Origin of the sequence: Streptomyces asoensis, from assembly GCF_016860545.1 — a bacterium.
Taxonomy (GTDB): Bacteria; Actinomycetota; Actinomycetes; order Streptomycetales; family Streptomycetaceae; genus Streptomyces; species Streptomyces asoensis.
This window is the reverse complement of the sequence record NZ_BNEB01000006.1, coordinates 1-24,689: the sequence shown is the minus strand read 5'-3', so window position 1 is coordinate 24,689 and position 24,689 is coordinate 1. Positions and strand designations below refer to the sequence as shown.

Annotated in this window: 13 protein-coding genes and 2 pseudogenes; 4 read left to right on the top strand and 11 right to left on the bottom strand. The window is 68.5% G+C overall.

Features of this window, described 5'->3' with window-relative positions; translation table 11 throughout:
- The first annotated feature begins 65 nt into the window (after positions 1–65).
- Both Saso_RS36525 and Saso_RS36520 read left to right on the top strand, forming a co-directional pair.
- Positions 66–10,688 (top strand): LamG-like jellyroll fold domain-containing protein, encoded by a 10,623-nt coding sequence (locus Saso_RS36525; protein WP_189927997.1) that lies wholly within the window; start codon positions 66–68, stop codon positions 10,686–10,688.
- A 44-nt stretch (positions 10,689–10,732) separates the two neighbouring features.
- The gene (locus tag Saso_RS36520; protein WP_189927996.1) at positions 10,733–11,347 is read left to right on the top strand and encodes an SMI1/KNR4 family protein; all 615 of its coding nucleotides are present in this window, start codon (positions 10,733–10,735) and stop codon (positions 11,345–11,347) included.
- 154 nt (positions 11,348–11,501) lie between these two features.
- On the opposite strand, the gene Saso_RS36515 is transcribed toward Saso_RS36520, so the two are convergent.
- From Saso_RS36515 to Saso_RS36505, 3 genes and pseudogenes are all read right to left on the bottom strand, one after another.
- A protein-coding gene (locus Saso_RS36515; protein ID WP_189927995.1) for an IS5 family transposase occupies positions 11,502–12,319 on the bottom strand; the annotation gives its coding sequence in 2 pieces (ribosomal slippage) (positions 11,502–11,971 and positions 11,971–12,319; 819 coding nt in all).
- A 52-nt stretch (positions 12,320–12,371) separates the two neighbouring features.
- Entirely contained in the window at positions 12,372–12,911 is a 540-nt protein-coding gene (locus Saso_RS36510; RefSeq protein ID WP_189927994.1) for a hypothetical protein, read from the bottom strand.
- Positions 12,912–12,921: 10 nt separating this feature from the next.
- Positions 12,922–13,137: pseudogene (locus tag Saso_RS36505) on the bottom strand (transposase); the annotation flags it as partial.
- A 3-nt stretch (positions 13,138–13,140) separates the two neighbouring features.
- Between Saso_RS36505 and Saso_RS36495 the strand changes: the two are divergent.
- Positions 13,141–14,075: pseudogene (locus Saso_RS36495) on the top strand (IS630 family transposase); the annotation flags it as partial.
- Positions 14,076–14,159: 84 nt separating this feature from the next.
- Complete coding sequence (locus Saso_RS36490) at positions 14,160–14,612, top strand: DUF5959 family protein (RefSeq protein ID WP_189927991.1); 453 nt, start codon at positions 14,160–14,162, stop codon at positions 14,610–14,612.
- A 22-nt stretch (positions 14,613–14,634) separates the two neighbouring features.
- On the opposite strand, the gene Saso_RS36485 is transcribed toward Saso_RS36490, so the two are convergent.
- From Saso_RS36485 to Saso_RS36450, 8 genes are all read right to left on the bottom strand, one after another.
- Positions 14,635–14,886, bottom strand: coding sequence for a hypothetical protein (locus tag Saso_RS36485; RefSeq protein ID WP_189927990.1), 252 nt, complete (start codon positions 14,884–14,886; stop codon positions 14,635–14,637).
- Positions 14,887–14,982: 96 nt separating this feature from the next.
- A complete protein-coding gene (locus tag Saso_RS36480) occupies positions 14,983–16,134 on the bottom strand; it encodes a hypothetical protein (RefSeq protein WP_189927989.1) in 1,152 nt (383 codons plus the stop codon).
- Positions 16,135–16,212: 78 nt separating this feature from the next.
- Positions 16,213–18,294 carry a methyltransferase, FxLD system gene (gene fxlM / locus Saso_RS36475; protein WP_189927988.1) on the bottom strand — a complete coding sequence of 694 codons (2,082 nt, stop codon included), beginning with the start codon at positions 18,292–18,294 and terminating at the stop codon, positions 16,213–16,215.
- 16 nt (positions 18,295–18,310) lie between these two features.
- Complete coding sequence (locus Saso_RS36470; protein ID WP_189927987.1) at positions 18,311–19,579, bottom strand: lanthionine synthetase C family protein; 1,269 nt, start codon at positions 19,577–19,579, stop codon at positions 18,311–18,313.
- Positions 19,576–22,515, bottom strand: a complete 2,940-nt coding sequence (locus Saso_RS36465) for a lantibiotic dehydratase (protein WP_229901576.1) — start codon at positions 22,513–22,515, stop codon at positions 19,576–19,578. The genes Saso_RS36470 and Saso_RS36465 overlap by 4 nt, the downstream gene beginning before the upstream one ends.
- 252 nt (positions 22,516–22,767) lie before the next feature.
- Positions 22,768–22,944, bottom strand: coding sequence for an FxLD family lanthipeptide (locus tag Saso_RS36460; protein ID WP_189927986.1), 177 nt, complete (start codon positions 22,942–22,944; stop codon positions 22,768–22,770).
- Between the two features lie 281 nt (positions 22,945–23,225).
- Positions 23,226–23,891, bottom strand: coding sequence for a hypothetical protein (locus Saso_RS36455; protein WP_189927985.1), 666 nt, complete (start codon positions 23,889–23,891; stop codon positions 23,226–23,228).
- A gap of 233 nt (positions 23,892–24,124) precedes the next feature.
- Positions 24,125–24,689, bottom strand: a 565-nt coding sequence (locus Saso_RS36450; RefSeq protein WP_203833584.1) for an acyl-CoA dehydrogenase family protein, incomplete at its 5' end; no start/stop codon positions are given.

Sequence of the window (24,689 nt, the reverse complement as noted above, 5' to 3'; positions counted from 1 at the left end):
CTTGTGATTTCTTTGGAGATCCTTTAGGAATTGCCCACTCGTGATCTTTTGGGTGGGGGGATTCCGTGCGTCCGGCACGTCCGCTGGTTCTCGCTGTTGTCTTCGTCCTGGCCGTGCTGGCCGGGACCGACCAAGTAGCCCTCGCTGTGGGGCAGTCCGCAGGCGTCGGTTCCGAGGAAGCCCCCGATCAGCACTGGGGTTCTGCCGCAGGGCGCGGGCACACTGCGTCCGCGCAGGCCACGGATGCCGCCGCGAAGGGCGGGCATAACGGGGCGCTCACTGGGCGCGGCGAGCTGCCGGCCGAGCAGGGCGACGGTGTCACGCGCCTGGCCAGTACTGCCCGGACGCCCGAGCCCGGGCAGGCCGTCGAGGTCGAGGCGCCCGGCGGCGTCGTTGCTCCGCAGGGCTTCGACGCCACGCGCAGCAAGGAGATGGCGGGCGAGCGCTCGGAACGCGAGCGCACCTACCTCAACCCGGACGGCACCTACACCACCCGCTTCTACACGGAGCCGGTCAACTTCCGGGCCCAGGACGGCAGCTGGAAGCCGATCGACACCAGGCTCGTGCCCCAGGACTCATCGGGACCCAGCGCGATGAGCGCAAGCGAGGAGGGCTGGGAGACCGGTTCGACTGCGGCGCAGATCGAGTTCGCCGGGACAGCTGACTCCGACCCCGTGGTGCGGATGCAGGTCGACGAGGGAGTCTCCGTCGGCTATGGCGTCGACGGCGCGCACCCAGTCGCAGGCCAGGCCGAAGACAGCACGCTCACCTACGAGAACGCGCGCCCCAACTCGGACATGGAGTTCATCGCCGGCAGCGACTCGCTCAAGGAGACCCTGGTCCTCAAGGACGCCGGCGCGCCCACCGTGTGGCGCTTTCCGCTGGAACTGCAAGGTCTCACCGCGCGGCTCGATGAGCAGGGCAATGTGGTGTTCGTCGATGCCGCGGGTGCCGTTCGTGCCTGGACGCCGGTCGGATGGATGCAGGACTCGAACCTGGCTCCCGATGCCAACGAGGGTGTGATCTCCTCCGGTGTCACCTACAGCCTGGCAGTGGAGGACGGCCGGCAGGTGCTGGTTGTCACGCTCGACAAGGGCTGGCTGTCCGCGCCCGAGCGGGTCTTTCCCGTGCGCGTCGACCCGTCGGTGCAGACCGTGGCGGCCACCTCGGGTACGTACGTGGAGTACCCGTACACCACCAACTTCGCCTCGGACACGGTGCTGAAGGTCGGCACGTATGACGGCGGCAGCCACAAGGCGTCGGCGTTCCTGCGCTTCGCAGGCCTTGAGACCACGCTGAAGAACGCGTGGGTGGTCAGCGCCAACCTTGCGTTGTACAACACCTGGTCGCAGTCGTGCACCGCCCGGCCGGTGACCGTGCACCCGATCACCTCGAACTGGGCGGAGTCCACGACATCGAAGTGGCCGGGGCCCTCGACGGGCGCCTCGCTGGCGTCGAAGAGCTTCGCGCACGGCTGGCGGCCCTCGGGCGCCGAGACATGGTCCTGCGGGGCTGCGTGGGAGACCATCAAGCTCGGCGCTGCCGGCCGCAAGCTGGTCGACGACTGGACGCACGCCCGCAAGAAGAACTACGGCCTGGCCGTGAAGGCGTCGGCCACCGACTCCAAGAGCTGGAAGCAGTTCGGCTCCGACGACTACCCGGGCGGCAAGCCGAGCCTGGACGTCACCTGGACCAAGTACGGCGCCGCCTACTCGCTCGGCGACTTCACCGCGCCGGTCACGGCCACCACCGAGGGCGTCGAGAAGGTCACCGTCACCAACCAGGGACAGGCGACCTGGCCCGCGAACGGCAACTACAAACTGCGCTACAACCTGTTCGACGCGGCAGGCAAGGAGATCACCGACAGCACCAAGATCCGCTGGACGGCGATGCCGCAGGCGATCTCGCCCGGTGAGTCCATCACCCTGGACGCGAAGGTCGCCCCGCTGACCCCCGCCACCTACACCGTGCAGTGGACGATGGAGGAAGTCGGCGTCAGCCGCTTCACCGCCGCCGGCGTGCCAGGGGCCGCGGTCAGGCTGTCCGCGGTGAACATCCCGCCGCAGCTCACAGCGGAATCGCCCGGCAGCGGCATCAGCGTCAACACTCTCACCCCCACGCTGTGGGCCAAGGGCACCGACGCGGACCGTTACCCGAAGGCCGCCCTGCAGTACTCCTTCGAGGTCTGCGAGGTCGAGGGCAGCAACCTGCGCAAAAACTGCAAGACCGGCCCGCGCGGCGACGGCCAGCAGTGGGCGGTGCCGTCCGGCTGGCTGTCCTGGGACAAGACCTACGCCTGGTACGGGTACGCCTACGACGGATCGGCCACCTCCACCCGCCCCGGCGCCGCGCTGCTGACCACGCAGGTCCCGCAGCCCGCCGTGACCAGCCATCTCGGCGGCGCCGATGAAGGCAAGGAGATCGGCACCCGGGAGGGCAACTACGTCACGGCGGCGACCGACGCCGCGCTGAGCACCGTGGGACCCGAGCTGTCCCTGACGCGCACCTACAACTCCCTCGACCCGCGCACCGGCGGAGCGTTCGGCACCGGCTGGTCCACCCGCTGGGACATGCAGCTGCGCGAGGAACCGGCCACCGCATCGGTCCTGATCACCCTGTCCGACGGCTCGCAGGCCAGGTTCGGCAAGAACGCCGACGGCACCTACACCGGCCCGTCCGGCGGCTCGCTCACCCTGGCCCGCCAGCTGACGGACTGGGTCCTTCGGGAACGCTCCGGCACCACCTACCGCTTCCTGGCCAATGGTGTCCTCACCAAGATCAGCGACGTCGCCGGCCGCAGCCAGAGCATCACGCACGAGAGCGCCAGCGGCGGCCCGGTGAAAAAGGTGACCGACGACCTGTCGGGCCGCTCCCTGTCGTTCGGCTGGAGCGGCCAGCACGTCACCACCGTCACCACCAGCGCCATCGACGCCAGCACCCCGGGACTTGCCTGGTCGTACACCTACACCGGCGACCAGCTCACCAAGGTGTGCCCGCCGACGTCGACGACCAAGTGCACGCTGTACGAGTACGCCACCGGCTCGCTCTACCGCAGCGGCGTGCTGGACGCGTCGCCGACGTCCTACTGGCGGCTCGGCGAGGCCGAGGGTTCCGTGGCGGCCAGCCAGGCCGTCTCACGCACCGGCCTGAACGACGCGGTGCACCGCGACACCCTGCTTGGCGCCGCCTCGGCCATCGCGGGCACGACCGACACCTCCGCAGGTTTCGACGGCGCCGACTCGGTCGTCGAACTGCCGGCGGACACCCTGAAGACGTCCGCGTTCCCGACCATCGAGGTGTGGTTCAAGACCACCACCGCGGCCGGCGTCCTGGTCAGCTTCCAAAACGCCGACGTGGGGGAGAAGCCCACCACAGCGCTCCCCGTGCTGAACGTCGACGGTGCGGGCAAGCTGCGCGGACGCTTCTACCTCTCCGGTGGAGCCTCCGCCGTACCCATCACCTCACCGCAGACGGTCACCGACGGCGCATGGCACCACGCGGTGCTGACCGCCGCCGCCAACACCCAGAGCCTCTACCTGGACGGGGTCAAGCTCGGCTCGATCAGCGGCGTCATCGCCGAACAGTCCCGTGAGTACGCCTTCGTCGGCGCCGGCTACGCCAACGGCGGCTGGATGGACATGGCCCCCGCCTGGTACCCCTTCACGGGCCAGATGGACGAAGTCGCCTTCTACGACCACACCCTGGACCCCGCGACCATCGCCGAGCACTACGCCGCACGGGCCGCCGTCGGCCAGCTGACCAAGGTCACGCTGCCCTCGGGCCGACAGCACGCCACCGCGACCTACGACACCGTCAGCGGACGGCTCACCGAACACACCGACGACAACGGCGGCACCTGGAAGGTATCGGCGCCCGCCTACTCGACCTCCTCCTCCACCTACGCGGACACCATCCAGCGCAGTGGCCCCACCGGCTACTGGCGGCTGGGCGAGCGCGGCGGCGCCGAAGCCGCCAGCCCCCTGGGCGAGGACCTGGCCGGCAGCTACCTGGACGGAACACGGCTGGGCAGCGCGGGTATCTTCGCCGACGGCGACGACACCGCGGCGACCTTCACCGGCGACGGCGCCATCGAGATGCCGGCGGAGTCACTGGGCACCAGCACGGCCATGTCGCTCGAGCTGTGGTTCAAGACCACCGGCCCCGGTGTCCTGGTCACCAACCAGGACGCCGACCTCGGCGACACCCCCGCCGGCTGGCGGCCCATGCTGCTGATCGACTCCGCCGGCAAGCTGCGCGGCCGCCTCGCGGGCACCGGAAGCAGCCTGCTGTCCAAGGAGATCCTCACCGACGACACCTGGCACCACGTCCTGCTCACCGGCAACGCCGGTATGCAGGCCCTGTTCGTCGACGGCAGCCTCCAGACCACCGCGGCCACCGGCGTTCCTGCGGACCGCTACGCCCACGTGTTCGTCGGCGGCGGCTACTCCTCGAGCGGCTGGGACGGCCAGGCCTCGGGCTACCGCAACTTCACCGGCCAGATCGACGAGGTCGCCTTTTACGACAAGCCGCTGGTGACCTTCACCCAGACCGCAGGTGTGTGGAAGTACATCCCCGCGGCCGCCGGTCAGACGGACGCCCCCAACCAGCACATCCAGGCCCGCCGCAGCCTGGTCGCCGGGCGCGGCGACCAGTACGACGGCGTCGTACTCGCCGATGCCCCGGCCGCCTACTGGCGCCTCGGCGAGGACGAAGGCACCGCGCTCGGCAGCGAGATCGGCGGCCCCGGCATGAACGCCACCTTCCGCCCGGACACCGGCGCCACCTCGCAGCTCGACCAGAGCGGCGTGTTCGGCGCCGGCGACGACCGCGCCGTGAAGGTCAGCGGCGGCGGCACCGTCCAACTGCCCGCATCGACCCTGGCCGGTACCGCGGACATGTCCGCGGAGCTGTGGTTCCGCACCACGACCGCCTCGGGCGTCCTGCTCGCCTTCCAAAACGCCACCATCGGCCAGACACCCACCTCCGCCCTCCCGGTCCTCAACGTCGACGGTGCGGGCAAGCTGCGCGGACGGTTCTACCTCTCCGGTGGAGCAGCAGCCGCGCCCATCACCTCGCCCGGCCCGGTCACCGACGGCGCATGGCACCACGTCGTGCTGACCGCGGCCAGTACCACCCAGAGCCTGTACCTGGACGGCGTCAAACTCGGCTCGATCGACGGCGCCGTCGCCGACCAGAGCCGCACCTACGCCTACCTCGGCGGCGGCTACGCCAACGGCGGCTGGATGGATCTGCCCGCCGCCACCTACTACTTCAACGGCCAGCTCGACGAAGCCGCCCTCTACCGGGGCACCCTGACGGAAGACCAGATCTCCGCCCACTACCGCGCCCAGGCCGAGGCCGCCGACTCCGGCCTGACCTCCACCATCAAGGTCACCGACCCGCAGCAGCACACCAGCACCACCAGCTACGACGCCCTGCGCGGCCAGCGCATCGTCGCGGCGAAGGACGCCACCGGCGCGCTCACCTCCTACGCCTACGACACGGCCGGCAACCTCCACACCGTCACCGACCCCAACGGCCACGCCACCGTCACCGGCCACGACGCGCGCGGCAACGCCGTCTCCAGCACGACCTGCCGGGACGCCGACTCGTGCTGGACGAGTTTCTCCTCCTACTACCTCAATGCCGGTGACCCGCTCGATCCGCGCAACGACAAACCGCTCACCCTCAGCGACCAGCGCTCGACCGACTACAAGGACACCCGCTACCGCACCCAGTACGCCTACAACCCGCTCGGCCTGCCCACGACCGTGACCCGCCCCGACGCCTCGGCCGCGACGACGACCTACACCGTCGGCACCGAGACGGCGGTCGGCGGCGGCACGGCCCCGGCCGGCCTGGTGCTGACCCAGACGACACCGGGCGGCGCGAAGACCTCCTACCGCTACTACGCGGGCGGCGACCTGGCCGACGTCACCTCGCCGTTGGGGCTGGTGACGTCGTACACCTACGACGGACTCGGCAGAAAGACCAGCGAGAAGCAGGTCTCCGACACCTTCCCCGCCGGCGTGAGCACCACCTACGCCTACGACGCGGCCTCACACATCGTCACCGAGACCGGCGCAGCCGTACAGAACGAGCTCACCCAGGTCACCCACACGGCCGTGATCAGCCGCACCTTTGACGAAGACGGCAACCTGCTGTCGGAGTCCACGAAGGACACCACCGGCGGCGACCCCGAACGCGCCGTCAGCTACCACTACGACGCCCACGGCCTCAACGACAGCGCCACCGACGCCGAGCAGCACACCACCCAGTACGAACACGACACCTTGGGCCGCACCGTCGGCACGACCGACCCGGCGGGCACCCACGTCACCTACACCTACACTCCCGGCGACCAGCACGCCACCACGATCCTGGACGACTGGACAGGCGACCCGTCCGGTACCACCAAAGACCTGACGCTGGTCTCCAACGCCTACGACCCGGCCGGCCGCCTTGCGTCCACCACGGACGCGATGGGCGCCACCACCGCCTACACCTACTACGACGACGGCCTCGCGGCGACGACCACCGCCAAGCAGGTCACCCAGGCAGACGGCAGCCGCCACGACATCGTGCTGGAGTCCGACACCTACGACCCGGCGGGCAACCTCACCAAACAGGTCACCGGCGGCGGCACGACCACCCAGACCTTCACCGTCGACGCCCTGGGACGCACCCAGACGAGCGTGCTCGACCCCTCCGGCCTGAACCGCACCGCCACCTACACCTACGACGGCGACGACCGCGTCAAGGAACAGACCCAGACGATCTCCGCCACCAAGAAGCTCACCACCACCTCCGAGTACGACCCGGCCGGCAACGTCACCAAGCAGACCGTCACCGACGCCACCACCACCCACATCACCACCGGCACCTACGACAACCGCGGCCTGCCGCTGACCTCGGTCAGCCCGCGCGGCAACGCCAACGGCGCCGACCCGACCGCCTACACCACCACCTACCGCCACGACGCGCTGGGCCGCCCGGTGCAGCAGACCGCCCCCGCCGTCCAGACCGAGGAGAACGGCGCGCCGGCCACCACCACAAAGCCGACCACGCTCACCGGATACAACACCTTCGGCGAAGCCACCGCCGTACGAGACGCCCGCGGCAAGGTGACCCGCACCGAAGTCGACCGCCTCGGCCGCACCACCGCCATCACCCTGCCCGACTACACCCCTCCCGGCGCCACCACCGCCCTGACGGCGACCGCCCGCACCACCTACACAGCGCTCGGCCAGCCGCAGACCGCGACAGACCCCCTGGGCCGCGTCACGCGCTACGCCTACGACCAGCTCGGGCAGCTGACCGCCCAGACAGACCCGGCCGCCGACGCCGCCACAGCTGTCGCGGCGGAAACCGACTCGGACCTGCTCAACCCCGAGAGCGCGGACGGCGGCGGAGTCACCCGCACCACCTGGACCCCCACCGGCCTCCAGCTCTCGGTCACCGACCCGATGGGCGCACGCACCGAAGCCACCTACGACGAACTGGGCCGACAGCTGACGGCCACCAGCATCGAGCGCTACCCGACCACCGCCAACCTGGTCACCCGCTACACCTGGAACGACGCAGGCAACCAGACCGCGTCGACCACACCGGCGGGCATCACCACGACGAGCACCTACAACGCGGCCGCCGAACCGAAAACACTGACCGACCCGGCCGGCATCACCAAGTTCGACTACGACGGCCTGGGCCGCCAGACGGAGACCACGGACGCGACCAACCGCCGCGCGACCACGGCCTACGACGCCCTCGGCAACATCACGGCCAGCACCGACTACGGCACCGGCACCACCGCCCTGCGCACCGACACCGCCGAATACGACGCCGAAGGCAACCGCACGGCGTCAACCCCTGCCGGCAGCAAAGCCCGATCGACGTACGCGTACGACGCACTGGGCCGCACCACGACCCAGACCGAACCGGTCACCGCCACGACATCGATCACGACGACACTCGGCTACGACGCCGCGGGCAACCTCACCCGGCTGACGGACGGCCGCGGCAACAAGACCCTCTACACCTTCAACAGCCTGGGCCTGCCCGAATCGACGATCGAACCGTCCACGACCGCACACCCGAACACTGCCGACCGCACCTGGACGACCGTCTACGACACGGCCGGCCAGCCGGTGACCGAGCTCCTGCCGGGCGGAGTGAAACGTGAGCGCACCTACGACGGCCTCGGCCGCCTGACGACAGAGACGGGCACGGGCGCAGAGGCAACGACGGCGACCCGCACCCTCGGTTACGACCTGACCGGCCGCCTGACCTCGATCGGCACCGCGGACGGCCTGACCCGCAACACCTACACCTACAACGACCAAGGCGCGCTGCTGACCGCCACAGGTCCGGGCGGCACCTCCACGTACGCCTACAACGCCGACGGCAGCATGACGCACCGCACCACCACAGCAGGCACCACCGACTACACCTACGACGCCGCCGGCCGCATCGACACCGTCCGCGACTCCATCACCGGCAACAACGTCCTGTACGACTTCGACCCGGCAGGCCGCCCCAGCCTGGAGCAGTACGCCACCAGCCCGACAGGCACAGCGCCCTACACGGTCACCGCCAAGCGCACCTACGGCTACGACGAGCTGGGCCGCCTGAACACCGACGCCGTCACGTCGGCAGACGGCGCGACGAGCGTGGCCTCCACGACGTACGGCTACGACCTGGACGACAACCTGACGTCGAAGAAGACCACGGGCACGGCAGGCGCAGGCACCAACACCTATACCTACGACTACGCGAACCGCATGACCTCCTGGACGAAGGACGCCACGCTAACCACGTCGTACGAGTGGGACGCAGCGGGCAACCGCACCAAGGCCGGCTCGACGGCAGCGACCTTCGACGCCCGCAACCGCCAGCTGACGGACGGCACGACGGCCTACACGTACACCGCACGCGGCACTTTGTCCTCGACCAGCACCGGCAGCGGAGCGGCCCGTGCACTGACCTTCGACGCCTTCGAACGCAAGATCACCGACGGCGGCACAACATACGCCTACGACTCCCTCGACCGTGTCCAGACTCGAGGCTCGACAGCCTTCACCTACGACGGAGGCTCCAACAACCTCGCGGGCGATGGCACGACCGACTACAACCGCACACCGGAGGGCACCCTCCTCTCTCTGTCAACCGGCCCCACGAAGCAGTGGGCACTGACCGACCAGCACACCGACCTGGTCGCCGGCCTGACCGCGGACGGCAACTCGGTCAGCGGCTCCACGTCCTACGACCCCTTCGGCAAGGAGACGGCAACCAACGGCACCACACCGGCCGTCGGCTACCAGTCAGGCTGGACCGACCCGGCGAGCGGCGACGTCAACATGGCCGCCCGCTGGTACCAGCCGGAGACGGGATCCTTCGGATCTCGGGACACATGGCAGCTGGACCCGGAACCCTCCGCAGAAGCCAACCGGTACGGCTACATCAACGGCGGACCGTTGAACGGGACCGACCCCACAGGACACATACGGCAACGCGATATCGGAAGCGGAGCAAGCTCAACGGGAACCTTGGGCTTCCGCGGCAGCAGCCGCTTCACCACCCGCCGCTCCTCATCCTCGCGAAGCCGCGCCAACAGCGGCGGTAGTACGGGAAGAGGAACTGCCAGCCGCGCACAAGCCCGCAGAATACAAAGAGAGATGAACCTCGGCTCTTACCGCGGCCCCACGCGTCCGGTCAGCGGCCGACCGTCCAGCAGCCCCGGCAAGGGGAGACCCATTGGACGGCCGGTGAACGGAAGGAATACCGCTCCTAAGCGTTCGACTCCGACGCCCAAGCAAAGCAAGGGCACTACGGCTCCCCGAACGCCACGTCCGCCGCAGAACCCCAACAAGGGTCCGCGCCCCAAGCCGGCACCCAAGCGTTCTATACCGAGAGCGAAGGTGGACGCTACATACACAATTGATCAAGGCGTAAGTAGAACGGTTACTTCTCAAGCGGTAGCGGACATGGTCGACGTCGCCGTATTTATCCCGCTTGGAAATATGGCTGCGAATGCGCTTCTGCCCGACAATGCGGAGACCGGGACAGATCGCAATTCGGGTGGAGACTGTCGGCGTGGCGGTGCGGGCTGGGTCGAATATGGCGACGTAGACAGTGCGCACGGTGATCGGGCTACCGGTGTGGAAGCCTGTCTGGACAGTGCATATCTGGCTACCCATAAGGGATCCGCGACCAAATGGAAGGAAGTGGCACCACCTGGGTATGAGTGGGCTCGGGACTACGCCGGATACTTGGGAAACAGGCCTCCCGGAGAATGGGTTAATGCCTGTCACTTGCTCGCTAAGAGCCTGAGCGGTGACGGTCGAAATTTGAAGAATCTGTCCACGTGTGCTCGCGCCGCCAATGCCCACTCCATTGCGGCGACCGACCCCGGCGTTGCCGAGAACATGGCTGTCTATGAAGATCAGGTAGTCCGAGCGATTGGCAGGGGAGAGATCGTCCACTACAAGGTGGTCCCGGTCTACAAAGGCTCAAGAACTGTACCAGTTTCATATGATCTGACTGCGTACGGTACTTTGGGTGGAAAACCAGGACTGTCGCTGGCCGTGCCAATACCGAACATGATGTACAGCAACAAGTTCAAGGGAACGTACAATATTGGCTTGGTCAACGTTGAAGGAGGGCCTGTTCCGACAGGTACCACCCCGTAGGTCGCGTGACCGTTGATCGGTAGAGGATTTTCAGGGAGGGTGTTATGCACGATCTTCTGAGGCGATTGCGTGGATCCCTTGCACTGCTTCACGAGGAAGGAGAGAGGGGTGATGTAGTCGACTGGCGGGCCGCTGCGGCTGAACTGCAGGTGGAATCCTTCCCGGAAGACTATATGGAGTTTGTCTCTGCATTCGGTGCTGGGACGATCGAAGAGAGCCTCTTTATCTCAATCCCGCGCCCTGGGACTACTGGTGAACCGCTGTCACTTACGCGCTTGCCGGGCCATGCCCGTCGGTCAGCATCCATGAACACGTGGCAGGAAGTCGATGAGGGTCTGAGAAATAGATTGGAGGACATGCTCGTCTGGGGACAGACGAACAGCGCAGACATGCTGTGCTGGGTTACCTCAGGAGCTGACCCCGACCAATGGCCTCTTGCGGTATGGGAACGACATGGCGGGGGCTGGAAAATCCACAAATGTGGGATGGTGGAATTTTTGTTGAAGCTACTGAGTGGCGAATTTTCTGAATGTCCTGTAAGTGATGAGACCCTGTGGGGGATTCAAAGTGCCCGATTCTTGAATTTTAGAGATGAGGAGCGAATAATTGACACTGGAATAGATCCGTGGACTGGCAGGACGGTGAACAGGTTCGACTGAGATGGGCCAGCGGCTGCATCAGGTCAGATTGAGACAATGCCATGAGTGACCACACGGGTCGAGCTCTTGTTCCCTGCCCCGACCGGAGCTACCGGGGGAACTTGCGGTCATGGGATGCGTGTGCCGGCGGTTCCTGCCGTCCTAAGGCCGTGTCCTATGTGGTGAGGCGGACGAGTCGCTTGTAGCAGCAGAGGGCGGCGGCGAGGCCGAGGAATGCCAGGTAGTTGCGGGGGTTGCGTTCGTAGCGGGGGCTCAGCCGTCGGTAGCCGGACAGCCAGGACATGGTTCGCTCGATGACCCATCGGCGGCGGCCGAGTCGTTCGCCGGACTCGATCCCCTTGCGGGCGATGCGGACGCCGATGCGCTTTCCCCGAAGCCATTTCCGCAGGTGGGGTATGTCGTAGGCCTTGTCCGCATGGAGTCGCTGGGGCTTGAAGTGCCGTCCGCGAAACGGGTCGTGTTTCGTTTGGTGGCCCGCGACCATGGGCTTCAGGCCTTCGCTGTCGTGGACGTTGGCGGCGGAGAGGCTGACCGCCAGTGGCAGTCCGTTCGCGTCCGACAGGACGTGCATCTTGGAACCCGGCTTGCCCCGGTCCACGGGGCTCGGACCTGTGTGTTCGCCCCTTTTTTAGCGCGGACGTGGGCGGTGCCGAGGACGACGCGGGTGACGTCGACCAGGTCGGCGTCGTCGAGCCGGTGCAGGACCGCTTCGTGCAGCCGGCCCCACACACCGGCTCTCGACCAGATCAGGAACCTTCGATGTGCGGTCGACTTCGATATGCCGAAGCAGGGCGGGAGGGCCCGCCAGGCGCACCCGCTGACCAGGACGTAGACGATCGCCGCGAACAGCGTTTCATCAGGCGTGTCCTGCGTTCCGCCGCCCTGCGGCCGCACCTTCGAAGGTGGGATCAGCGGCTTCGCGATCTCCCACAGGCCGTCCGGAACAATCCAACTCCACGTACCCCGCCCCATGAACAGACCAACGACGCCTCACCACATAGGACACGGTCTAACACGCCGTTTCTTATGGTGCGTCTGAACACTGACGCTGGAGGGAAACGAAGGCCTCGCCAGCGGAGTCGGCAGAGAAGAGCAGCGAGACGGTGGCCCGGTTCGGCGTAGTGATGACGTAGTGCCGTGCCAGGTAGGAGAGGTCTCCCCAGCTTTCTCGGGAATGGGCCCGCATCAGGACCTGGCCGCATCTCGTGCAGGCGATCCAGGGGACCAGGACGAGACCGGCCAGGTCCTGTGCGGCCCCACCTATTGCCTCCGGGACGGTGCTTCCGTCGCCTTCGATCAACTTCAGTGGGCCGGGTTCGTCTTCATCACGGAACTGAAGGATCTGGGGTGTCAGGGCCTCCCGCTCGCCCCAGGTCTCCGCGAGCACGGAGATCTGAGCCCTGTCTGTCTCGCTGATCGGCATCTGGTGGCCGAGGATGCCGGAGACGAGCAGGCCAAGTCCAGCCTCCTGCTCTCCGATGTCCCAGCAGTCTTTGACGTCCTGGGCTTCAGCCTCCGGCAGCAAGGCGGCGAGCCGGTTCCAGATGACGGCGTCGTCGGTCACCTGGCAGACGCTACCGGCCGGCGCTGACACCCAGGCGTCGGAGGCAGATGAGCATGACCGCGATCTCAGTGAAGCCAATGAAGTGCTCGTGCTTCCGCTCGTAGCGCCGATGGAGCCGACGGCACCCGCTCAGCCACGACATGGTCCGTTCGATCACCCAACGATGACGGCCGAGGCGGGCTGGGCTCTCGACTCCGCGGCGCGCGATTCGCGGGACGAGGCCGCGTTCTTGCGTCGTCAGTGGCGCGAGCGTGAGAAGGCTGGCGTCCTGTCGGAGGGATCTCCGGGCTGGCCGAGGCTCAGTGATACGCAGATCGTCCGGCTGGAAAGGGAGTTGGAGCGCGGACCGCTGATCCACGGCTGGGCGGACCAGTGGTGGACCCTGGATCGGATTAAGACACTGATCGGTTGCCTGTTCCACGTCTCGTACACGGTCGAGGGCACATGGCTACTGCTCAAGCGGCATGGCTGGTCGTGGCAGCAGCCTGCCCGGAGGGCCATCGAGCGTGACGACACCTCGGTCGAAGTCTGGAAGAAGGAGACATGGCCGCGGGTAAGAGCATCGCGGCGGAGCGGGGGGCCTGGATCGTCTTCGAGGATGAGGCCGGGCAGTCGATGACTGCGCCGCGTGCCAGGACCTGGGGCCGCCGTGGCTGCACGCCGGTGGTGTGGGTGCGCGGCCGCGGTTCCGGTCGAGTGTCGATGGTGGGCATGACCTGCTACAAGCCTGGTGAGTGGTCCCGGCTGTTCTATGCGGTCCGGGAATACGGCGGGCGCAAGGGCCAGCCGAAGGGCTTCGGCTGGTGCGATTTCCGTGATTTGATCGTCCGTGGCCACATCCAGCTGGGTAGCCCGATCGTGCTGATCTGGGACAACGTCCGACTGCATCTGCCGAAGCCGCTGCGCGAGTTCATCGACGCGAACGCCGAGTGGCTTACCGTCGTTCAGCTGCCCACCTATGCGCCCGACCTCAACCCAACCGAGGGCGTGTGGTCCCTGGTCAAGCGCGACATCGGAAACCTTGCCGCCGCCAGCCTTGGTCAAGTCATCCGCGCGGTCAAGCGTCGGCTCAAGAAGCTCCAGTACCGGCCAGACGTGATCGACGGCTATCTTGCCGGCACCGGTTGGGCCCCTGGGCACGTGACTCTCCAGGGCCGGGCCTGACTGTTTCGCTCGTCCGGCGATAGGAGACGATGCAGCCCACGCCAGCGCACGAAAGCGAGTAACTCAATGACGGAACCTGCTCCGATGGATCTGATCCACCTCGCCGATCCGGATGGGAACCGCTGTATCGTGCGCGTCACAGGACGGTTCCAGCCGGGCGTGCTGACCGGCCACGACATTCTGCACGCGGACGTGCTCGTCTCCGCGAGTTTCGTCGATGCCCGGCTCGACCTTTACCTCTTCCAGCATGACCTGGACTCCTGGGAGCAGGAGCTGTCCAACCTGGGACCAGGCCAGACGGTCAGCATCGGCGGAGACCGCGGTCTGATCCTCGACATCCACGTGCACGAAGACGGCTGGCTGTCGATCCAGGTCAGCGACCCGGACCGCCTTACGACAGCCCTGGGAACCCGACCCCAGGAAGACTGGATCGACGAGCACCGCGGGCGCCTGCAACAGGTCCGACTGACCTGGCCCCGCGAAGTCATCGAGACGGCACCAGGAGCTTACGAGTGGAGCCCCAATCGCAAGCGGTGACCACCTGACCTAGCAACCGACATCACGCTTTTAAGTTCAGTAGCGGTAGAGGAGGTATGAGGTCGGCGATTCTCCGAGCTACGTCCGATGGGGTGTAGGCGCTGTTGTCGAGCAGTAGTACGCGGACCCCTTTGCTCGTGAGGTAGGCCGCCGTTTCCCGGTAGAGATCGACTTCCCGGGGTGGGTCGGTGGGGTTGAGACGCCACCGGTGGGTAATACCGCGTTCGGCGATTCGGTCGGGCTCGGCTGTGAGGATCACGGCCAGGTCTGGCATGCGGCGTGACGGTTGACGTCCATCAGGAAGTCGACCGGGACGTCGTCGAGTTGGAACCATCCCCGTGGGCGCGGGGATGGTCTCGCCACGTCGATGTCAGGGGTACGACCGGCGTCCTGCACCCCGCGCCCGCGAGGATGGTCTCGCCGCCCGCAGCTCCGCCGCGGCCGCGCGGATCACCTCATCACTGAACCGGAGGGCTCGGAGCAGTTGGGTGGGATGCGGGGCGGGCAGGTGGCCGCTGCCGAGCGCGCATGAGCGGGTTAGCTCGCGGCTTGCTCGAGTTTCCTGGGTGGATACCAGTTCGGTGAAACGAGAGTTCGCCAGGCACTCGCGCGCGGCGTAGCCGTCGGTCGCGATGATGCTTCGCCGGTGCAGTTCCTTGGCGATGCGATGTGCCGCCGAACTGTTGGGTTGGTCGTGGAGATCGAGGATGGTCAGGCCGAGTCGGGTGTCGAAGACGGTCGTGCCGGGGTGGGGCTGGCGTTGGATGTAGGTGTTCACGAGTTCGGAGAGCGGCGGGCCGGCGGGGTGAAGGGCGAGCTGGTTGCACATCACCGCCAGGCAGGAGGTGACGGCGTTTTCCCAGGGCTCGCCGGGGGCCGTCTGTGCCACGATGTCGGCTGCGCCAGCAGGGTCATGGCCGAGGGCCGCGATGACGGCGACCTGACGGCCGTCGAGCATGCGCTGTCCGATGCCGTGGTGCGTTTCGATGTGGGTCAAAGCCTCGTCGAAGCGGCCTGCGGTGGTCAGGGTGCGGGTGCCGTCGGCCAGGACCACCCGCCACAGCCATGCCCGCACCTCGTGGCGGTCTGTGTCGCTGGTGGTCAGCTCGGCGGGGATGTGGATGTCCTCGAACTGGGCGTCTGTGCCGTCGCTGATGGCCTTGTAGAGCGTGAGCAGGCGGTGCCTGCCGTCCTCGGTGTTACCTGCACGGATTTGGAGGCGGGCCAGGTTGACCACCGGTTCGAGCGCCCGGATCGCGCTCATTGCCGGGAGCGGTGCGGCATGCAGGTAGGCGGCGGCGTGTTGGTGGCACCACGTGCGTGCGAGATGAGGAAGCCCGATGTCGGAGGCGAGGAGAGCGGCCTGGTTGTAGACCGAGGACGCCAGGCCCGGGTCTGCTTTGGCCACCGCTGTGTCGGAGAGTTCGACCAGGGCGTGGACGCGTCGTGGGAGGGGCAGGCAGGCGGGGCGGAAGCGGGAAATGAGAGGGAAGCGCTGAGCTATGGGGCCGCGTGGGTCCATGAATTCTCCCCGGGAGCGAACGGTGAGAAGGACGGCGTGGGGTGCCCGCCGACGCGGCGGGCACCCCACGCTGATGGGCTACTGCCAGGTGACGAGGACGCGGTTCAGCGGTGTGTCCAGGAGGAAGACACCGGGCTGCTGCTCGATCACAGGGCCGTCGAGGGGCAGGATCTCGAACGTTGCTTCACGGCCGCGGTACGCGCGGTCCCAGGTGCGGATGGCGTCAGCGACCTTCGCGGCCAGTTCCTCGCTGCCGGGTCCGTGGCCGATGACGCCGAACTCCCAGAGTTTGCCGCCCTCGGGGGTCTTCTTCTCGGACTGGCGCCGGGCGAGGTAGGTGACCGCGTCCTTGTCTACGGCCGCCGTGGAGGAGGGGTACGGGTCCTGGGTGAGGACGGTGCCCTTGGCGGTGGCCGGGAACAGCATGCGGATCAGCCCGGAGGGCAGGGAGCAGGAGACGAACAGCTCCATCCATTCCGGGCTCTCCATGGCGCGGACCGTCATGCCGGTCCACTCCTCGGTGCGCGGCTGGTGAAGGATGCCGGTGAGGGCGTCGGCGTCGATCTGTTGCCCGGCGGGGGCCTGGAGCCGTACGGTGCCGTCCGCGGTGAGCGGGACGACGCGCCGGTCGTCGTCGGCGATGCCGCGCCTGAGCGGCATGAAGGTGTTCATCTGAGAGCCGGACGACACCCACCGTCCGTCGCGCTCCTCGTAGACGATGGAGCGCGAGACGCTGCCCTTGAGCCGCTGAGGGGTGACGAGCCGGCCCCCGGGGGCGAGTTGTTCGAGCCAGGCGTGCGGGATGCCGTGTGCGCCCACGGTGGCGATGATCCGGTCGTACGGTGCTCCCTCGGTGTGGCCGAGGGCTCCGTCGCGGGCCAGTGCCTCGACGTGGGTGAAGCCGGTCGCGGCGAGGTGAGCGCGGGCGCCTTCGACCAGGTCGTCATCGACGTCGAGGGTCGTGACGTGTCCGTCGGGGCCGACGATGTGGCCGATCAGGGCGGCGTTGTATCCGGTGCCGGCGCCGAGTTCGAGGATGCGCTCACCGGGCTGGGCCTGGAGTTGGTCCAGCATGAGGGCGACGACGTCGGGCTGGGAGGCGCAGGAGATCGACGTGCCGTCGGTGTCGTACTTGATGTTGACCGGCGCGTTGGCGTAGGCCTCGCTGAGCGGTGCTTGCGGGACGAACAGGTGCCGGGGCACGGTGCGCAGGGCGGTTTCGACCGCCGGGGTGCGGGCGTGGCCGTCGGCCTGGATCTTGTCTACCAGGGCGTGGCGGAGCCGGGTGGCCTCGTCGGCCTCGGACGTGGTGAGCGTGACGGTGTTCACTGCCCCGACGCTATCGGCCTGGGAACCGGTCGCTGCCGTGGACGCGATGTTGTCACTTGATCTCATGACTGCCTCTCGTGCGATGTGGAACAGGGTGTGCTGATCCGCGGTGGGCAGACCTGCACGGTTGGCGTGGAAGATCACGTGGTGGGCGATGACGGCGCGCACACCGCGGGTCAGCTCCCCTTGGACGGCCAGGTAGGCCAGCGTCGTACCGGTGCGCTCGAAGGCGGCGATCCACTCGGCGTGGCCGTTGAGCGGGCCGCCTTGTCGGCACAGGCTGCGGGCTTCGGCGGACATCAATCTCTGCATGGCTGCCGGCCAAGCGACGGACCGCTCGGAGACGGGCCTGCCGGGGTGCGGGCGTAGAGCAGCGGCCTTGGCCCAGGCGTCTCCTTGCTCGAACCAGTCGAGGTTCGCGGCGCGCATCAGGCTGCTCATCAGGAGCACGGCCGTCTCTCGGCGGCCCAACGTCCGTGGCCCTGGTTGGTAGTGGAGCAGGTGGCGGCTGTCCTCGTGGAAGAGAGCGTGCGCGGCCGTCATCGCGGCGGCACCGCCGAACGCTTCGGTCTCCGGTTCGTAGATGCTGCTCGTCCAGGACTGAGCGATGTTGTCGCGGACCAGGCTGTCCAGCACCTCCGTCACGTCCGGGGCCGGGCGGTCGGCGAGATACCGCAGCGGCCAGGGCTGCTTGTTCATGAACCACCAGCCGGTGAGCTGCTGGCCTTCTGCCTCGAGGAGCACTGGTGCGATGCGGTCGGCGGCGGCTTGCCGCGCGGTCTGCCGGTCGGTGAAGGTGATGTTGTGCTGCTGCCAGCGGTCGGGGGGCATCCAGTTCCTCTCGGGGTTACGCGATGAGCAGGCAGGCGTCCCAGCCGGTGCGGGGCGGCTGGGCACCGGCGGCGGAAAGAACTGCCAGCGCTATGCCCGCGGCGCCATCGAGGAGGCCGGGCCCCGCACGGCCGTTCACGAGCGCGGCCGTCGCCTCGTGGGGTGCTGCGCCGGGGGGGATGAGCGTGGCGAGTAGGCCGGGGAGGACGGCGCGCAGTTCGGCGGCGATGTCGGGGCAGGCGTCGGCGGCAGTGCGGGAGGCGAGATGGGCGAGGCCGGCGACACCGTGGCAGAGCCCGGCATCCACCGTGGCGCGCAGCTGCGCGGGATCGGTGAGCGCGTCCAGGAGGGCCGCTTCTGCCTGTGCGCGGCGTGCGGTGTCGCTGAGGGCGTGCGCGGCGAGTTGCTGGGCGCGCGCCAGACCTGCGGTGCCGTAGCACCAGGAAGGTCGCTGCGGTGTGGAGGGCTTGAGCAGGCCCGCGCGCTGGTCGGCGCGAGTGATCCAATATGGCCACACCGGGCCGGATGCGGTGATCGTCTTCCAGTGGTCGAGCCAGGCCAGGATGGTGCGCATGGCTTCGTGGTGGCCGGCGACGGTGACCGCGCGGCGTGCGCCGAGGGCGAGCAACGCCAAGACGGAGCCGACTCCGTGGGCCATGCCGTTGTTGCCGTGTCCGCCCGGGAAGGAGATATCGATCCGCCCGGAAGGGCCGGTGAGCGTCCACCATCCCGCAAGCGCCTCGTCGTGGTGGGGGATCGGCTCGACCAGGCGCACGCAGTATTCGAGGAGCGCCCGCAAGGCGGGTGCGTCTGCATCTCGGTGCAGGAGGTATCTGCCGTAGCCGGTCAGTCCCCGGATCGCGTCGAACTCGGCAAGCACCGGGAGTCGGCCGGCGTCGATCCTGCGGTGCGCGGCATCCAGGCGCCGCTTCACGTCGCCTGCCACGTGCCGGTCCAGCCGGTCGAGGTCACGCCGGTAGGCGCCGGGGAGGTGTTCGGCGGCGCAGGCCAGGACGTGAGCTAGTGCAGGGGCGCCGTAGAAGGGGTGGCTGTCGGCTCCGGTGGTGAACGGTCGGCGAGTGGCGGCGGCCAGCCAGTTGTGCGCGCGCTGCCACGGGCCAAGCCCGGCTGCGGCCAGCTCGATGTGGAGCAGGGCGATGCCGATCGGTCCGTGCGCCAGGTGCTGGCGGGCTTCGTCGGTAGTTGCTGCGCAGGGCGCGGTGTCGGGATGACTGAGGCGGTCGGCGATGGCTGCGGCCAGGGTGATCGCCGGAGGTTCGTTCACGGCTGGCTCCCGGCGCTGGCGGTGAAGGCGAGTGCGGCGGCGCGGGCCAGGTGGAGGCAGATCTCCTCTTCGGGGAAGTTCACAGCGACGTGCCGCACGAAGTGCGTGTGCAGCAGAGAGGTCAGTACGTCGTCCAGGGCGATGCCCTCGGTGTGTGCTCCCGGGAGGTGCAGCCGGTACGCGGCGAGCGCAGTGTCGCGATCAGCCCACGCCGTCACGATCGCCTCGCCTGCAGCAGTGGCGCGCAGCGCTGCCCAGTCATTGCGCGGGTTAGACATGTGTACGGCCTGGGTGAACTGCTGCCGCGGCACGGGCCCGGTCAGGCGGTGCGGAACGTGGTCGATCAGCCAGCGTGCGCCTGCCTCGGGACTGCCGAGGAACGCGGAGCAGATCGCGAACGTGTGTGCGGCCACGAGGGTTCGCTGAGGTGGGCGCCGGGGCTGGGCGAGTTCTGCGACGACAGCGCGGGAGTCGGCCTGGAACACGTCCTCGGCGGCGTCCCACGCCGGCCCGGAGCCCCAGCGGCCCATTTCGCGGTAGGAGGTGGGATAGCGCAGGTCTGCCAGCAGCCCGGCGCCGCGCAGTTCGTCGGCCCACACGCTGACCGTGTGCGCGGTGTCGGCGAAGTCGTCCGGGTGGGCAAGGGCGATGCGCAGGCGCAGGTGCTGGTGAGGGTCGCGGAAGCGGATGAACCACCACGGCGGGGAGCCGAGCCGGCGGATGAGGCGGGGTATGTGCCGGGTCAGCACAGCGTCCTGGCAGCGCAGGTCTGCGTACAGGGCGGCCAGCAGCACCGACGAGGAGGCGGGCGGCTGTATCTGGGTGTGCGAGAGGGTGCGGGCCGTGGACGGCCGGGGCAATGCAGGCCAGACAGGCGGGCGGGTCGTTTTGAGGGGCACCACGATGTCGTGGGCACGGCCTGCGCTCCAGCCGTAGGCCTGCGCAGGGGCGGCCTCGGTGAGCACCGCGGAGGGGGCGCGGTCGAGATGCTGGCGCAGAAGGCTCCGGCAGGAGGCCTGGTCGAGATCCAGCGGGAGCAGCCGGTCGTTCTCGGTGAGCCGGACATGCCGGGGCAGCCTGCGCCGCTCACGCCACGCGGCCAGTGCGATGTCCCATTCGGCGCCGGGGTGGTCCCGCCCGGGTAGGTCGCAGGCGTCCATCCGCCACCGGGCCGGTGCGAGCACGATGCGGCCGTAGCGCAGTCTGGGGAGGTAGGGCATGGCCGCGGCGGCGCCCCAGTCGAAGACCGTCACCTGGGCGCACTGGGCGCGGGCGATCTCGATGAGGAACCGGGCCATCGGCGGGGTGTGCTCGGTGAGGTTCAGGGCGTGCATTCCCGCGGCCTCGATACGGCGGCCGAGGGCGGGGGCGGCCAGGTACATCCGGCGGCCGTCGCATGCCACCGCCAGGTCCGCCGGGGTGAGCACATCCGCACAAGCTTCCCGGTGTTCGTCCAGGCTGATGAGCAGCGGCAGCACACGAGGGGCCCGGGCGACATGCGCGGTATCGGACAGCAAGGGTGGGAAGGAGAGCTGGGCGGGGTCAGTACCGGTGTCGGCCGTGGGCAGTTCAGCGAGCTCTGCGCACAGCGCTTCGCGCGGGCCGCGGCCGAGAACGCTGGCGAAACGTCCGGTGGTTACCCCGGCACCACGGGACACGCTTGTGACCTCGAGGGTGAATTGGCCGCGCTGCGCCTCCTTCATGCTGGCCGCGTGCAGCCGTATGCCGATTTCCAGGTGCGGCGGGACGCGCTGCTGACCGCTTCCCCTGTCCAAGGCGTCGACCAACTCGTCGGTGAGTACCACCTCGTCGTGCCCGTCGAGTGCGGCCGCTTGTGCGAGCCGCACCAAAACGTCATCACGGGCAGACACCCGTCGGCGGCCGCTCGCCGGGGCGCCGGGGTATCCGTCGGGGTAGCCGATACCGCTGTCGGCGAGGACCTCTTGCAGGGGCACCATCGTTCCGATGCCGTAGCGCTCGTAGAACCGCTGGTGGTAGTCGGCCCACGCGCGGGAGCCGTAGGGGCGGGCGCTGAGCTGGGTCAGCACCGTTGCGGCGCGCTCCGCCTCGCGCGCCACCTGGTCGGGGAGCGTCAGGTGGGCATCCAGGCGCAGATCGAGCGCGAGAGGATGACGGCGAAGGCCTGGCACCAGCTTCCGCATCCGGATGGTCACTGATTCCCGGGCATTCGCACCGTCGCACGTCTGCAATCCGGTCTGGATCGCCCGCAGTTCCTGAACCGTCCCCTCCAACAGCCCGAGCGAGCCGGCCTCCACAGCATCGAGCTGCGCGAGGACATGGCCGAGAGCGTCCGCTTCGGTGGCCGGCGCGTGGAGATTCGTGACAAGTACACGCCGCCGGATCAGTCCCGCCAGCAGCCCGCATGCCCGCTCGGGCACGACGGAAGGGAACTCCGCCGTCAGCTTTCCGGCCAGTTCCTCGACCCGGATCGGCGAGCCCGCCGCGCTGAGAACGATCCGCACGGGTGCCGTCAGTTCGATGGACGCCTCGACGGCGCGAAGCTGGCCAGCCAGGCCGTCCTCCTGGTACGGGACGATCAGGTGTCCATCACGCTCGAAGGACGTGTTGCTGACCACGACGGACAGCAGCGGGAGCAGTTCCCCGCTCTTCTCTAACTGCTCCACCAGCAGGGACAGCCACTCTGCGCTGGCCCGTGCAACGGGCACATGAGCCTCGCCCCAGACAGCTGTGGTCGCGGTGCCGAAAGCCGCGGTGACGACACCTGCGAAGAGGCCGAAAGGCGTGGGCCGGTGTCCCGCGCGCAGGAGATAGCGAGCCAGCGAGAGTCCGACCCGGCGCACGTCGCGGCCGTCGGGAGCAGCGGACCTGCACAGCGCTTCACACTGGGCTGCGAGGACCGGACTGGCGTGCCTTACGGCTTCAGTGAGAGCAGCGTCGCCCCAGACGGAGCGCACCCAGGCAAGGCGCCCGGCGGTGACTTCCGCAAGATCCCCGGCAGCGAAGGAGCGGTCGTCGAAATCAGGAAAAGGGAGTTGGGCCAGGCTCGGCCGGGCGACGGCGCGTACGAGGGCGGTCGCACCAGCCCGGAACGCTGATGGGTCAGCCACGGATACCTCCTTGAGCCGGTTGGGGGTGCGTGAGCCCGGGGTGCCGCCCGCCGTCAGCGTTACGGCACCCCGAGCCCAGCCAGGGCAAGATGGTGCAGGTCAGGCGACGTTGGTGGTGCAGGCGCCGCAGGTGCTGCCGCAACCGTCGTCGGTCAGGTTGGTCAGCCCGGCGGCGTCGGCGACCTCCAGCAAGCTGACGTTCAGGTCGAACCCGTCCGGCTCAGGTACGGCCGGCTCCTGGATCTGGGTGGTGCCGTGGGTGACGTTGCGCGTCATAACAACTCCCGGTGATCGGTCAATGTCGCGGATGTGATGGCGCTGCCAGTGACCTGGCGAACGACGCGGATCCGGCAGGCCGGCGATCGCGTCGCGCAGGTTCTGGCCAACCCGGCGCGAGGAGCGCTCCGGGAAGCTGTGGGGTGCAAGCGGGCTGCCTGTGGGGACGTTGAGAGCTCGCCGTTGCCTGGGCGCCCAGACGCAGGGGCGTCATGGGGACCGGGCGGGCAGGGTCGGGCCCCTCGTGCGCGCTCGAGGCGGCCCTGTAGTCGGACAGAGGGCTATGCGGATTCTGGTCTGAGTGCTTCCAAGAGTTCCTCGAGGCCGACGGAGCGGAAGGAGGCGAGGCGGCGGATCTGCTGAGAGGCGAGGAAGCAGGACATGTCGGGGTGGCTGTAGGGCAGGGGTGGGCCTGGCTGCGCGATGGGCTGAGTGCCGTGGGTGCCGAGTCCGTAGAGGGTGCCGGTGGCTCCGTACAGCGGTGCGCTCTGCGCGAGGTAGACGGTCGGCGTGCCGTCGAGGTGGGGGCACAGGCGTGCGGCGGTGCGTACGTGCCGGGCGCACACGGGCGGCTGGTTGGTCAGGACCTGTGGGGCGCCGGTGTGGTCGTGGGGGCCGGCGAGGAAGATCAGGCCGAGTGGGGTGCGGGCGGGTGCGGTGCAGACCTGGCAGTGCAGCATCTGCATGGTCATCAGCTGCCGGTAGGGGTGCATGAGTTTGAACAGGGGGCGGCCGGTGGGCTGGCCGTGCGGGTCGATGGGGTTGAAGGAGCAGCGTGCCCACAGCACGCCGTGGATGTCGCGGTCGCGGGGGTCTTCGTCGAGGTAGTGCAGGTGGAGGCGGCCGTCTGAGTGGGGGAGGAGGATCAGGTTGTCGGGGGCTGCGTCTTCGCCTTCCCGGTGGGTGATGAACGGCACGAGGCCGCCGGGGTCGGCTGACGTGGTCATGGTGCGCTGCTTCCTCGGTGTCGGGGCGGGTTGGGTGGCGTTGTGCTGGCGGTGGGGCGTGCGGCGCCTCGTGGTGCTGTTCGGTCGGGACGTCCTCGCAGCCGGCGCCGCGGGCCGTGTCGTGGTCCGGGGGCCCCGCTGCCGGGCCGGGACGGGTGGGGTGTGGGCCCGGCAGCGGGGTGGGGGCCCGCGCACGGCACTGCGGATGCACGGGGGGTGCCGTGCGCGGGGGTCTATGGGGTGGTTGCGGGGTCTGCTCGGGGGTGGTGGGCGTGGCGGGCGGACCACTGCGTGTGTGGGGTGTGGTGGTCGGGGTGTCCGTGTTCGTGGAGGAGGGCTTGGGCGAGGCGGATGCGTTGGACTTCGCCGGTGCCGGCGGGGGCGTAGGTGGTCTGCATGTCGCGCCAGACCCGCTCGAGAGGGCGGCCTTCGGTGAGGGCGTTTGCGCCGTGCAGTTCCATGGCGTCGCGGCCGGTTTCGGCGGCGAGTTCGTGGCCGAGGCCTTTGGCTGCGCAGAGTTCGGCGTCGCAGGGCAGGCCGTGGTCGAGCATGTCGGCGGCGTGGTAGGCGAGGATCTGGGCCATGAGCAGGCGGGCGTTCATCTGTCCGAGCCGGTTACGGATCACTGCGAGGTCGGCGACGGTTTTGCCGTGGCGGGGGCGGCTGCTGACGTACTGGGTGGTGAGGGTGAGGGCTGCTTCGTGCAGGCCGAGGCTGACGGCGGCGAGGTTGGGTCTGCCGTAGAGGATGCTGCTGGACTGGGCGACGTCGAAGCCTTGTCCCACCTCGCCGAGGATG